At 52.4% G+C, this 12,912-nt stretch carries 10 protein-coding genes; 4 read left to right on the top strand and 6 right to left on the bottom strand.

The window, feature by feature from the left end; genetic code table 11:
* The first annotated feature begins 80 nt into the window (after nucleotides 1–80).
* Entirely contained in the window at nucleotides 81–1,031 is a 951-nt protein-coding gene (locus A3849_RS07970) for an ABC transporter permease (RefSeq protein WP_074110935.1), read from the top strand.
* Between the two features lie 15 nt (nucleotides 1,032–1,046).
* Complete coding sequence (locus A3849_RS07965) at nucleotides 1,047–1,919, top strand: carbohydrate ABC transporter permease (protein WP_074082924.1); 873 nt, start codon at nucleotides 1,047–1,049, stop codon at nucleotides 1,917–1,919.
* 89 nt (nucleotides 1,920–2,008) lie between these two features.
* On the opposite strand, the gene A3849_RS07960 is transcribed toward A3849_RS07965, so the two are convergent.
* The 6 genes from A3849_RS07960 to A3849_RS32805 form a co-directional block, all read right to left on the bottom strand.
* The gene (locus A3849_RS07960) at nucleotides 2,009–2,485 is read right to left on the bottom strand and encodes a DUF2231 domain-containing protein (protein ID WP_074110934.1); all 477 of its coding nucleotides are present in this window, start codon (nucleotides 2,483–2,485) and stop codon (nucleotides 2,009–2,011) included.
* A 17-nt stretch (nucleotides 2,486–2,502) separates the two neighbouring features.
* Complete coding sequence (locus tag A3849_RS07955; protein WP_083613402.1) at nucleotides 2,503–3,840, bottom strand: sensor histidine kinase; 1,338 nt, start codon at nucleotides 3,838–3,840, stop codon at nucleotides 2,503–2,505.
* Nucleotides 3,827–4,522, bottom strand: a complete 696-nt coding sequence (locus tag A3849_RS07950; protein WP_074108101.1) for a response regulator transcription factor — start codon at nucleotides 4,520–4,522, stop codon at nucleotides 3,827–3,829. Before A3849_RS07950 ends, A3849_RS07955 begins: the two co-directional genes overlap by 14 nt.
* Before the next feature lie 130 nt (nucleotides 4,523–4,652).
* Nucleotides 4,653–6,434 carry a hypothetical protein gene (locus A3849_RS07945; protein ID WP_074110932.1) on the bottom strand — a complete coding sequence of 594 codons (1,782 nt, stop codon included), beginning with the start codon at nucleotides 6,432–6,434 and terminating at the stop codon, nucleotides 4,653–4,655.
* A 37-nt stretch (nucleotides 6,435–6,471) separates the two neighbouring features.
* Complete coding sequence (locus A3849_RS07940; RefSeq protein ID WP_074110931.1) at nucleotides 6,472–7,401, bottom strand: hypothetical protein; 930 nt, start codon at nucleotides 7,399–7,401, stop codon at nucleotides 6,472–6,474.
* Entirely contained in the window at nucleotides 7,388–7,540 is a 153-nt protein-coding gene (locus A3849_RS32805; RefSeq protein WP_167374697.1) for a hypothetical protein, read from the bottom strand. Before A3849_RS32805 ends, A3849_RS07940 begins: the two co-directional genes overlap by 14 nt.
* Nucleotides 7,541–7,690: 150 nt before the next feature.
* Here A3849_RS32805 and A3849_RS07935 point away from each other — a divergent pair, with 150 nt between their 5' ends.
* Both A3849_RS07935 and A3849_RS07930 read left to right on the top strand, forming a co-directional pair.
* Nucleotides 7,691–9,508: a vWA domain-containing protein gene (locus A3849_RS07935; RefSeq protein ID WP_074110930.1), complete on the top strand. Its 1,818-nt coding sequence runs from the start codon at nucleotides 7,691–7,693 to the stop codon at nucleotides 9,506–9,508.
* 12 nt (nucleotides 9,509–9,520) lie between these two features.
* A complete protein-coding gene (locus A3849_RS07930; RefSeq protein ID WP_074110929.1) occupies nucleotides 9,521–12,910 on the top strand; it encodes a tubulin-like doman-containing protein in 3,390 nt (1,129 codons plus the stop codon).
* Nucleotides 12,911–12,912 lie beyond the last annotated feature (2 nt).

Below are 12,912 nucleotides of genomic sequence, written 5' to 3'. Positions count from 1 at the left end.
AACCTAAGAAATGCTTGCTACTATTTATATCAGAGATTCATACAACACACAAAATAATTTTTTGAAAGCGGGAGAGAGCGATGGAAGCTAACACTATACAGCAGGTGAATCCTGGAAAAACGCCGCGCCTATCGAAGAAAAAGGGGTATAAGCAGCCGTGGATGCTTCACTTTATGGTGCTGCCGGCGGCCGTTATGGTGTTTATTTTTTCTTATGTTCCCATGGGCGGAATTCTAATGGCCTTTCAGGATTATAAGCCGGCGCTCGGATTCGCTGATTCTCCTTGGGTGGGACTCAAACATTTCGAATACATGTGGCAGAATGATTACTTCCTGCAGATTACATGGAACACCCTGTTCTTCGCCTGCTCCAAAATGGTGATGAACCTGATTATCCCGTTCTTCTTCGCTTTACTGCTCAATGAGGTCAGAAAGATGGCACTCAAACGGACCATTCAGACGCTGGTTTATCTGCCGCACTTTTTATCCTGGGTTACCCTGTCGGGGATTCTGATTGATATGCTTGCCCAGACGGGCCTGATCAACCAGTTCATCTCCAGTCTGTTCGGCGTGAAACCGATTTTCTTCCTGGGTGACGGTAACTGGTTCCGGTTCACGATCATTTTCAGTGATGTCTGGAAGGAATTCGGGTTCAACATGATTATCTTCCTGGCGGCGCTGTCCGGCATTAATCCCTCCCTGTATGAAGCGGCGGAAGTGGATGGGGCAGGGCGCTGGAAGCAGACGATTTATATTACCATTCCGGCGTTGATTCCGATTGCCATCGTGGTGGCAACCCTGGCACTGGGCAACGTGCTGAATGCGAACTTCGACCAGGTGTTTAACCTCTATAGTCCTTTGATCTATCAGCAAGGGGATATTATTGACACCTTTGTCTACAGAGAGGGCCTGCTCAGCGGACAGTTCAGCTTTGCCACTGCGGTAAATCTGTTCAAGTCGGGGATAAGCCTAATCCTAATCGTGATCTCCTATCGTCTGGCATACCGGTTTGCCGGCTACAGAATCTTTTAGAAAGGATGACATCCTATGTATCACAAAACGGTGTCTTACCGCATATTCAGCGTATTCAATAATGTCTTCCTGACGGTTATTTCCGTGCTGTGCCTGCTTCCGTTATATCACTTGCTGATGGTATCAGTCAGTTCGACGGCTCCGGCCAATGCCGGGCTGGTGACCTTTTGGCCGATCGGATTCACCCTTGAAGCCTATGCAAAAACATTTAACAACAGCAACTTTCTCTCCGCCCTCTGGGTGTCTGTAGAACGGACCGTGCTGGGAACAGCGCTTGCCCTGGTTGTGAATACCATTGCTGCGTACGCGCTCTCCAAGGAAACCCGTGTATTCCGGGCCCGCAATATTTATCTATGGTATTTTGTCGTGACCATGCTGTTCAGCGGCGGTCTGATTCCCGGCTACATTCTGATTCTGAAGCTTGGGCTGATGAATTCCCTGATGGCACTGATCCTACCGGGATTGGTGGCTGTGTTCAATATTATTCTGCTGCTGAATTTCTTCCGTACGGTGCCCAAAGATCTCGAAGAAGCCTCCTTTATTGACGGGGCAGGGCAGTTCCGCACCTTTTATAGCGTATATTTGCCAGTGTCCCTGCCGGTTCTTGCAACGGTATCCTTGTTCATTATGGTCGGACATTGGAATTCATATTTTGACGGGATTATCTATATCAAGGATGCCTCTAAGCTCCCGCTGGCGACCTTTATGCAGACGATTATCGTGCAGGCCGACATGTCCAAGCTCGATCCGACCGCCGTTGCCAATCTGTCGCAGCGGACCATCCGGGCGTCACAGATTTTTATAAGCGCCTTGCCGATTTTGATGGTTTATCCTTTTTTACAGCGGTACTTTGTAACCGGGATTGTTGTCGGTGCTGTAAAAGAATAGCGGATGCCAGCCGGCAGCATGCCAAACAGGACGTCCATCACAAAGAAGCCGGTGCTCACCTTTATAGGGGGCACCGGCTTTTTTCTATTTTACTTATGATTACCTTGCACAGGTGGATTGACTGCAGCACCGTTGGCCGAGACGCCTACGCCATCAGTGTATACCATTTTCCCGCCGTAATATCCGGTTCCCAGCACAAGCCCGCAAGCGACAAGGGAGACGACTAAGTACAGCACCAGCGGAACCTTCACAAAAGCCCGCTTGCCTTTCCAGAACATCAGCAATCTCCAGACAACGATCAGTGAAACTGCCCAAGCGGTCAGCGTAGCGAGCGTCTCGTGGGGCTCAAAGAATGAAGTCACGCCGCGGGCGTCATCTTCCGGTCCGGTCGCTATCGCGATCCAGGCTCCCACTGCAGCAAGAAGCCACATCCATAATCCTCCGGCAGGATTCAAAGTGCGTTTTTTCAGGGCCGTCACCAGATCATACCCGAATCCGATGAGGATCAGAGCGATAGGGAAATGTACGACAATGGGATGGATGTGGTTAAAGACTTCAGTAAACATAGTAATACCTCCATTTTCTACTTGAGTGATTGCCTAAGGATTCGCTGGGTTTCAGGAAGGATGACCGTAAATGTGCTCCCCTGCTGAAGGGTGCTGGTTACGACGATTCTGCCGCCGTGCCGGCTGACGATCTCGTGCGCAATGGCGAGTCCCAGCCCGGTGCCGCCATGCTCTCTTGTGCGGGCTTGATCTACCCGGTAGAACCGTTCGAACAAGTGGGGAAGATCCTCCTCAGGAATCCCGCAGCCCGTGTCCTGAATGATTACATTCGCAGTGCCGTTGTCATTCCGGGAAATCCCCAGCGTGACTGTGCCTCCCTCCGCAGAGTATTTGATTGCATTATCCAAAAGAATATAAAGCAGCTGATCAATCTGTTCACTGTCGCCTAAACAGGTAAAGGTATCTTCCGTGTTGCCGATATGGAGCTGGAGCTGCACAGTTTTCTCGTGAGCCTTCAGCTGCATTCTTGCGGCTGCAAAAGAAAGGCTATGCTTCAGGTCGAATACCTCTCTTCTCATCTGCTGCACAGGGGAATCGTTTCTGGCCAGCGTGAGCAGTTGTCCGGTTAAACGTGTCATGCGCTGTATTTCTTCCTTCATATCCTGAAGCACCGTCTGATGGACCGGTGAGAGCTTGTGCTGTTCCTCTTCCAGAATGTCCACCGACAGCTGAAGTACACTTAGGGGTGTCCTTAGCTCATGGGATGCGTAAGCGGTGAACTTTTGCTGCCGGATAAACGCATGGTTGAGGGGAAGCATAGCCCGGCCGGCCAGTATATATCCTATGATCGTGGCCACCGCCAGGAGGAGAAGCGTGATCCCGATGAGGAGCAGCCTCATCTCCTTCAATAAATGCTCCTGTTTGCTCACCTCTTCCCCGAGCAAGAGAAACGGATGTTCTTCATCACCTGTCATCACACGCAGTACCGCATAATTCGTCCTGTTGTTACCCGAAGAGATGCTCAGATGAATGTAGCTTTTACTCCCTTGGGCATCCAGCAGCTTCTGGAAGGAAGGCTTGAGCAGCAGGTTATTCCCCTCTGGCGAATGAACGAAGATCGTCCATGAAGGATCTGTAATGACTGCAAATTGGTCACTTTGCAGATATTCCCATTCCATCCGGTGGCTGTCCGTCTGGCGCTGCTCCCGGATTTCCTCCTTATCCTGCGGACCCGGTGAATGATTACGCCATTCGTTTACGGCCTTTTGCCCGGCGGACTCCAGATTATGCCTCTCATCCCTGTGCATCACATCGGTCAGTACCCAATAGAAGGAAGCCGCCATGATGAGCAGAATCAATCCAATCATGGTGCTGTAAAAGATGGTTAATTGCCTGCGGGTGTTAGGTATCATCATGGACAGCTCCGGTATCTACCAGGCGGTAGCCTCTTCCGTGCACACTCCTGATCAATTTCACAGGGAAGGGATCATCGACTTTTTTGCGCAGCAGCTTGATCACCGCATCCACCGCATTCAGAGTAACATCGGCATTGTTACCCCATACATAATTAAGAATCCGCTCTCTGGACAGTACCTCATTGGGGTGACGGGCGAAAAACTCCAAAAGCTGAAACTCGCGGTTAGTCAGGGTGAAGGTGACCCCGGCACGTTCTGCTTCCTGTGTGGCCGGGTTCAGCCGCAGGCCGCTGACCGTATACTGGTTCACATAACCCTGGGTTTGTTTTCTGCGGTCCAGGGACGTAATACGGGCTAAAAGTTCTTCAAAGGCGAAAGGCTTGATCATATAGTCATCCGCTCCGGTAAGCAGTCCGCTGACGCGGTCCTCAATCTCGCCGCGTGCCGTCAGCATCAGAATGGCCGTGTTGTCATTCAGGCGGCGCTGCTGCCTGCATAGCTCAAGGCCAGTTTTACCGGGAAGCATCCAGTCCAGAATGTAGAGATCAAATTCTGCAGAGGAAAAGAACAGTTCCGCTTCATCCGAGTTGCGGGCCCATTCTGCCAGATGGCCTGCAAGCTGCAGTTTATATTGGATCATATACCCGAGTTTGGTATCGTCTTCTACTAATAGAATACGCATGGTTGCCTCCTCAGCCGCTCTTTATAAGGCTCATTATATCCCGAAATAATGAAAAAATAATGAAATCATTGCAGACATCAAAAGGAGCAGCGTGCATGACCACGCTGCTCCAACAATAGTATTAGAATACTTAGGGGATTGGATTCATACTCCCCAATGACTCGACTGCAAATACAGGCACGTACTGCTCCCCTGTATCGGTTCCTACATAATCGAATCCATATTGGAATTGGCCGGTTGCCAAGGCGGGACCCGTAACCGTACCCACATTTCCTTGCAGGGCCAGGAAGCGCCCGTTCGCGCTTGCTACAGGTCTGCCGTTGGAATCGATATAAATATCAACTTTCAAGACAACGGTCTCCAGGGGGTGAAGCTCCAGCTCAGAAGCATCCACAAGCGGATACTCCTGGTAGATTTCAGAAAACTGGTAGACTCCATTCGTCTGCCGGAATATAGCAGTCTGGCCCTCCGAACCGTCTCCCATATCTGCATTGGTGACACGGATGGAGGCATCGTCAGGCTGAAGTACGTAGCTGTTGCCGGCAAACGAGAAGAGCAGGGAGATGCCCTCCGGCCTAATGGTATAGGCCGTGTATGAAGTCCGCCCGTCTTCGCGGCTGCCTGCAGCCACTACCACCGGCACTTCGGAGTAGACGGATAATGGGTCATCAAAAGCAAGGCTGGTGAGACTTTCAAAGCCGGGTATCGGATCTCCGGTCCGTGTAGTTACGGTGCCGTCATTACTCAAATCCGCATAGTAGAGGCGTCCGCTGCTGTCTGTTCCGGCTACGGCAAGCTTTGCCCCGTAACGCCCGCTGACGGATACAACATGTGTATATTTACCTGGCTCCTCTCCGCCGGGCAACATGCGGACGGGTTCGGCAATGTTCCACGCAAGCTGTGCTGCGGAGATTTCAGCACCCGTGTCCTGAAGCTGGGTCAGGTCGCTGTAGCGCTGAATGGCCTCCGCATACCTGCCGCTGCTTACCAGCCTCGCGGCGCTCCGGAGCAGCTTGGAGGTGGTACTGTCGATTAGAGTCAGCACCTTTGAGTCAGCAAGGCCAGCCGAGGCGGCATATTTGCGGTACGCTGCAGCATGCGTAGAGAAGGCGGCAATCTGATCGCCGTCCACATCCTTATTCAGAATGAGCTTGGCGCTCGTTTCAATCTGGCTGGCTACCCAGGGAGCCGTATAGCTGTGGCTGCTATAGGCATCGTTAAGGGATATAGCGTAATCCAGCATGGGGGAAAAGCTGCCTGCTGCAGCAAGCGCCTTGAGCTGGGCGGTGTCATGCGCTTTAAACTTTGTGGCCAGCAGATCTTTTTTGGCATCAGCTCCGCCTAGATACACATCGGGAATTCTCAGCAGATTCCATTTGAAGCTGTCTCCATCATTATCGGTGCTGCTGCCGCGCTGGCTTGCCGCCAGTTCGGCAAGAAACTGCGCCTTGAACTGCTGAAAACCTGTCCCCAGCCGATCCGAAATGCCTGAATCTCCTGACAGCTGGCGATAATAGGTTTCATAGGGTCCGCTTGGTTTCATATATTGGCTCTTCAGACTCAGCAGAGAGGCATAGCTCTCCATAAAACCGCCAAAATCCTTGGTCGTCAGCTGGTCTTCAATCTTCAGTGTAAGTGTGCTAAGACTACTGCGGATCGCCGTAATCGGAGCCAGCTCTTTAAGTCTCGCGGCAATCTGTTCTTCCTTGTAAAGAATGGAAGCATTAGCGGCTGCCAGGCGGTAATGCTTCTCGGCGGCAATCAGGTCTCCGGAGGCATAGAGCCGCTCGGCTTCCCGCACCGTCTCGATCTTGCTGTGAAGCCTGAGAGCCTTCTGCCCCAGCAGGGCCAGCATGAATATACACAGAATGATCATAAAGTTCCGCAGGGTTAAGACCTGTTTGATCGTCATATTATAGTAGCCCCTTTTCCGGCTGACAGTGCTCTATTCAAAAATCGGGGTCCCAGCGGTATTTGGCTTCGCGGACCTCCGCCACTTTGAGGTCCAGGCCGTTCCAGGCCTCATAGGGACTGGCGGATATCATCCGGCTCAGACGTATAAAACGGTCTTTGGGAAGCTCCTGTATGTATCGTCCGATCATGCCCGAGTAGAGCAGCGCGTAACGTTTTAACCGCACTGCCGCTCCGGCCACAGCCGTCAGAATGGCAGCGCCACGGTCCATTTCCAGAATCTGCACCTCATAGGTTTTGACATAGCGCAGCGTGCGGTCCTTGATCAGCTCGGGCCGCACTTTGGCAATCTCACCGATATATTCGGCGAGCAGCGGTTCGAAATCCTTGAGCAGCAGCTGCTCCAGCTCCAGGTTCATATCCTTGCGCAGCTGAAAGCCGTGCAGCAGAGCGACACGCTGGCGGGCGACCCGGTCGCCGCGCAGCAGGATTGAGATTTCGCGCAGCTTCTCATAGGCCAGCACATCATTCTCGCGCAGAACGGACACGGCCTCCTGACGGTTGATCTCCAGGCCTTCCCCGATGCTGTCTATACTGCGGCCCAGCAGCTCATTCAGTGCATACAGATTTTCGTTCTGCCGCACTTTCCGCTGCATAAGCAAGAATAGTACGGCCAGCACAATACCGCCGGCACCGCACAGCGCCATCTGCTGCAGGCTTTGGCCGAAATAGACCGAACCGAGAGTAAGCAGCAGGATGAGCAGAAGCCGGGTATGCATTTTGCGTCCGGTAAGGGAAACGGCATGCTTCTCTACTGGCGTCAGCGCAGCATGGCCGCATTTGCTGCACCGTTCTTCACCGAGCGCAGTATATCGGCTGCACCGGCGGCAGATACGCAGCTTGTCAAAGGCATACCGCGGAGTCTTAAAGGGGCGGAACGTCACGGGTTTCTTCTTATTTACCGGCATGGTCGCCTCCGTTCAGCGCAGCCAGCAGACGCTCATCAATGTCATCACGGGTCAGCGGCTTGCGCTGCCGTAAGGCATAAATAATGATCTGAATGACTACATAAAGAAACGTAATGCCGAGAATAGCGTATGAAATCATGGAACTCGTCCTTTCTTGTTGGAAGCTGACAGCCCTAAAGTTGAAGTTTACAAGGTTTAATTATATCATAATGGCATGCTATTGACAGAATTTAGCTATACCGGCAACCCTGCCGTAGTTGCCTAATTTAACACAAGAGGAGCCCTATTTATGCTTCGTACACCGATTAATATTTCAAAGACAGCCAAGAACATACTGCGGCATATTGTCCCGCTGCTGCTGGTGCTGTGCATCTCAGCAGCGCCGTTTGGAGCCGGTAGAGCCAGCGCGGCATCGCCCGCGCCATCCCATATTGACGCCGTACTGCTGATTGATGTCAGCAATTCCATGAATAAGAGCGACAAAAACAAGATCGCAAATGAAGCGATGAAAATGTTCATAGATATGCTGTCTGCCCAAGGCGATAAGGTCGGGATTGTGGCCTATACCGACAAGGTGCAGCGGGAGAAGGCACTGCTGCAAATCGGCTCTGCCGGAGACAAACAGGATTTGAAGGATTTCATTGACGGTCTGGACCGCGGAGCCTATACCGATATTGCCGTCGGAATGGAAGAGGCCGTAAAGGTGCTGGAGAACGGCAGCGATCCGGCACATGAGCCGATGATCGTCATGCTGGCAGACGGCAACAATGACCTTAATGAAGCAACCGGCCGCACGCAGAGCCAATCGGATCAGGAACTGGACGGTGCGGTGGCCACTGCCAAGCAGAAAGGCTACCCGGTCTATACTATAGGTCTGAATGCTGATGGAAAGCTGAATAAGGAGATTCTGGCCGGACTGTCCAATCAAACAGGCGGCAAGGCGTTCACCACCGATTCGGCGGATGACCTGCCGCAGATTCTCAGCGAAATTTTTGCTGACCATTTGAAATTGAAGGTGGTTCCGGTACAATCCATCACAGCCAACGGCAGCTACCAGGAGGTTACAGTAAATGTTCCCAATGGAAGCGTGCTGGAGGCGAATATCTCCATTATGTCTGCACAGCCGGTTACAGCTAAGCTTAGTGATCCCTCCGGCAAGGAAGTAACTATTCCGTCTAAAGATGTGCTGCTCTCCAAGTCCAGCTCGTACAGCCTGATCAAGCTGCTGTCCCCGGAGCAGGGGGACTGGAAGCTTCAGGTGAAGGGCGTGCCGAAGGACAAGATCGATATCAATCTCGTCTTTAACTATGATCTGGAGCTGAAGCTGGATGCACTGTCATCCAAGACCTACCAGAAAGGCGATACCATAGAAATCTCTTCACACCTGTTCAGCAATGGAACTCAGGTAACACTCAGCAATTTGTATCAAGATATGAAGGCGGTATTGCTTGCTACGGATACCGATACGGGGAAGGTGCAGGAGCTTCCGATGGATAACACCGGGGCGGTGTTCAAAGGCTCCTTCAAGATTACGGAGAGCCATAATTATGAGCTGAATGTGCGGGCGGAGGAGAGCAGCTTCTACCGCGAGAGTGATGTTCTTAAGATTAATGCCAAGACAGGAGCTGTGGCGACGAGTCCGGCAGCAGGAACGGGTGTGAGTGAGCCTGCACAGGATAAGTCTTCTTCCAAAACTCTCTATTATATTATCGGCGGGATCGTGCTGGTACTGGCGGCGGCTGTGGGGCTGTGGATGCTGCGTAAGCAATCAAACCGCGGCTTCGTAGGGCAGATGGTAGTAGAAGTTCTGGACGGCAATACCGGGGAGAAAACCTATCCGCAGTACAAGAAACTCTCAGCTTTCCGAGGCAAGTTCACCCTGCATCAGCTTCTGCAGCTGGCGCCTGAGCTGAAGGAGAGTGAGAAGCTTGTATTCACTCCGGGCAAAAATGACCGCCTCATGCTGCGCGGCAGCGAAGGAATTTCTGTCGAAAAATCAGGACGCGCCGCTGATGTGACGCGCGGCCTGGAACTGAAAAGCGGCGACCGCATTACCGTAGCCCTGGCTACGGTGGATAAGACGATTTTACTGGAGTATTTGATATAAGGGGGAGCACATATGAAACCGGTAGTAAGAGAACATATTCAGCAGCTCGACGTATCGCTGGGCGGAGGAATCGTCAGCGACAAAATCCGAGTGGACACCATCGACAACCCAATCCTCATCATTGGCCTTGGCGGCACGGGGATTGACGCCCTGCTGCGGCTGAAATATCAGATTAACCGCCGTTTCAAGCTGCCGGAAGATCCGCTGTCCAAGAAGAAAAGGGATAAACCGGATAACGTGGAGTTCCTGGCGTTCGAGACGAATGAGCAGGATCGCGGGAAAAGGTACAAGGGCATCGGCCTCGATCCGCAGAATGAATTTGTGCTGCTGGCCAATGCGGAAATCGGCGGACTGCTGCAGAACCGCAGCATTTTGGAGCCTTATATTACGGATTGGCTGTCGCCGGAGCTGAGTATTACCGATGGCATGAACGGAGCCGCCGGGGTGCGTCAGGCCGGACGCCTGCTGCTGTTCACGAAGATCAACCAGGTGGTAGCGGCCATCGACAAGAAGATTAAGACGCTATCCGTCGGTACCAGCAAGAAGCTGATGGTTTTCCTGCTCACCGGCTTGTCCGGCGGAACAGGCAGCGGGGCTTTTCTGGATATCGCCTATATCGTACGCGGGATTATTGAACGGGATTACGGCTCAGCCGGTATCGACCGTGTAAATACACTGGGCTACCTGTTCACGCCGGATGTGAATCTGGCGAACAAAAGCCTCAGCGAGCACACCCGTGAATATATCCGCAAGAATGGCTATGCGGCGCTCAAAGAGCTGGACTACTGGATGAACGTGGACAGCCGAGGAGAGAGATTCCGCCAGCAGTACGGCAATATTTTGACTGTGAACTCGCCGCTGCCCCCGTTCAACCTGTGCCATCTGATCTCCGCGACCAATACCGAAGGCAAGCTGCTGGAGAACGCCTATGACTACTGCATGAATGTGACAGCGGAGAATATTACGAACTTCATGGCCAGCGAGGAAAAACAGTCGGGCGAGGAATTCGCCATCCACGACTATATCAGCAACATCAGAACGAATATTGCGCAGATGAACAAGACCTATCCTGCCAATTATGAATACAACATCATCGGCGCTTCGTCTGCGGTGCTGCCGATTGAGGAAATGACGACCTATCTGGCATTCCGCCTGTTCGACAAGATGGACAAAATGTTCCAGCAGGCTCCAGGGCAGGAGGACGTGGAGAAGCTTGCGCGCAAGCTCGGCATTGATCTCGACAGCATGATCAAGACCTTCGAATCCCGTGTGCCAGAGCCGCTGCCCGGCTATGAGAACAGCGAGCGCCTGAATCACAGCAATGTTATCAAGCACCAGGTGGTGGACATGGATACGGAGCTGGAGCAGAATTTTCTGGCCCGTGCCCGTGAGGAATATATCAAGTCCAAGAAGCAGCTTCCCGGAGAGATTACCGGACGCTTCGGCGAAGAGCTGGAGCGAATCTTCCTGCATCCTGAGCAGGGTCCGTTCTATGTGTCACGGCTGCTCTATACCGAGAAGGGCTTCTGTATTCTGAAGCTGATCCAGTCTTATATTGAAGCGCTGCGTGAGAGCCTGCTGCGTCTGCCGCGCGATATTGAGACGGCACAGGACAGTGCGCAGGAGAAGCTGGGCGATGCGCGGAGCGCTTTTGTCTCCAAGGAGAAGAAGAAAAATGCCTACATTGAAGCCAAGATCAATGAATACTGGCTGCATGCCGACGTAGAGCGCACCGAACAGATGATTGAGTTCTATGAAGACCTGTTTGAGCTTCTCAATGAAGAGAACAACCGGATTTATGGTGTGTTCACAGAGATTCTCAGTGCGCTGAGCACGATCTTCGAGAAGAATGGCGACATTCTGATCAATGGTGAAGAACAGGCCGACCAAAAAGGGAACAAAACCTACTATTGGAATATCGTTAACGTGCCGGATATTGCCTCAACCATCTCTAAGGTGATGGACCAGAAGGACGGCGACGATCTGATCCGCGACTTCACACGGGAGATGCTGAAGCATTCCGGGCGCTGGGTTAAGGAGCAGGAGATTGATATTGTGCGCTCTATTTCCGAGTTCCTCAGCGATAAGTTCGGTGATCTGATTACCCGCTCCATGGAAGAATTCCTGGTGATGAAATACGGCCGTGAGGAGCCGCTGGACAAGTTCGTGGAACGGATTATCGCCGGACGTCTGGATGAAGATGCGGTGCCGATTTTCCATTTGAGCAACAGCTCCGGCAGTTTGCATTTCCCTTCGTGGGGGTTTGTCTCTGTTCCGGTCAAGGCGCCGGGCATTCTGAAGGGAATCCGCAATTATCAGAACAACGCGCTGGGCAAATCACAGTTTACGATTAAGGAAAGTCAGGTGAAGAACCGGATTTTCTGGCTCAATACGCGCAACGGGGTGCCACTGTTCGTATATACACCGCTGCGGGTATTCGAGGAGAATTATGAACGGACGATTCTGGATAAGGAAGGCATTGGCCGCCATCTGGTGATGACCGACAAGAACAACTGGACCTATCTGCCTTCACCGATTCCGGAAAAATCATGGGGGGATACTTACATTAACACCCGTGTCCGGGATTACAATGCCAGAGTCCGGGCGGATTTCGCCAGAGCGCTTGAAATCGGGGTTATTATTGAAAAAGGCCTCGACGAAAATACAAGCAGCCGTTTCTCGGTCGTCTTCACAAAGCCGTTTGATGTGGATAAAATGCTTAGCGGCTATGATCTGCAGCTTGGCATGGCTCGTCCAAATTTGGGCGAAGTGAAAAAGGCGGCCGACGAGCTGAAATCGCTGCGCGCAAGCGGCCTGGAACGCGAAGGGGTTAAGGATATTTTTGGCAGCATCAACAAGGATCTGGCTCAGGAAAATCTCATACGCTCGCCGCAGCTGATTACGCGTGTCCGCGAGGAATTGGCCAAATATGAGGCACTGGCAGCGAAGGCGGGCGAGCTGGATGGACTGCTCCATCAATATCTCGACGAAGACAAGTGGATCGACCAGTTTATTGAAGCCCTGTACACGGACACGATCACCAAAAAGGGTGCGCTCTACGTCTATGACCGTGATGAAGACGAAGACGCCTGGGAGCCGTTCGCCAACTTGATGAAGGAACGCAGCTATGTGGAGTATGCCGTCTACCGTCATTTCCGCGGTCTGGACGAGAAAAGCCGCAGCCTGCTGCTGCGTAAAGCAGCGCGCCGTGCCGGCGAATTAACTGCTGCCGAGGATGTGACTCCGCTGCTGTATAAGCTGGAAGGACTGTATGTGTCCTTCCTGGAAGCACGCGATAGTCTGGAATATGAGCGGGTCGAGCATGCAGACGGTGATGAAATGTACAGCTTCTACAAGAGCCTGACCGGCAAGCTTGGCAGCATCCGCAGAAAGCTGAAGTAACC

Origin of the sequence: Paenibacillus sp. P46E, from assembly GCF_001909095.1 — a bacterium.
In the GTDB taxonomy this organism is placed as follows: domain Bacteria; phylum Bacillota; class Bacilli; order Paenibacillales; family Paenibacillaceae; genus Paenibacillus_AQ; species Paenibacillus_AQ helianthi.
This window is presented reverse-complemented; position numbering and strand designations above follow the sequence as displayed.

Coding starts and splice junctions, on each gene's coding strand:
- A3849_RS07970 (WP_074110935.1), top strand. CDS start 81: ATGGAAGCTAACACTATACAGCAGGTGAATCCTGGAAAAACGCCGCGC.
- A3849_RS07965 (WP_074082924.1), top strand. CDS start 1,047: ATGTATCACAAAACGGTGTCTTACCGCATATTCAGCGTATTCAATAAT.
- A3849_RS07960 (WP_074110934.1), bottom strand. CDS start 2,485: ATGTTTACTGAAGTCTTTAACCACATCCATCCCATTGTCGTACATTTC.
- A3849_RS07955 (WP_083613402.1), bottom strand. CDS start 3,840: ATGATGATACCTAACACCCGCAGGCAATTAACCATCTTTTACAGCACC.
- A3849_RS07950 (WP_074108101.1), bottom strand. CDS start 4,522: ATGCGTATTCTATTAGTAGAAGACGATACCAAACTCGGGTATATGATC.
- A3849_RS07945 (WP_074110932.1), bottom strand. CDS start 6,434: ATGACGATCAAACAGGTCTTAACCCTGCGGAACTTTATGATCATTCTG.
- A3849_RS07940 (WP_074110931.1), bottom strand. CDS start 7,401: ATGCCGGTAAATAAGAAGAAACCCGTGACGTTCCGCCCCTTTAAGACT.
- A3849_RS32805 (WP_167374697.1), bottom strand. CDS start 7,540: ATGATTTCATACGCTATTCTCGGCATTACGTTTCTTTATGTAGTCATT.
- A3849_RS07935 (WP_074110930.1), top strand. CDS start 7,691: ATGCTTCGTACACCGATTAATATTTCAAAGACAGCCAAGAACATACTG.
- A3849_RS07930 (WP_074110929.1), top strand. CDS start 9,521: ATGAAACCGGTAGTAAGAGAACATATTCAGCAGCTCGACGTATCGCTG.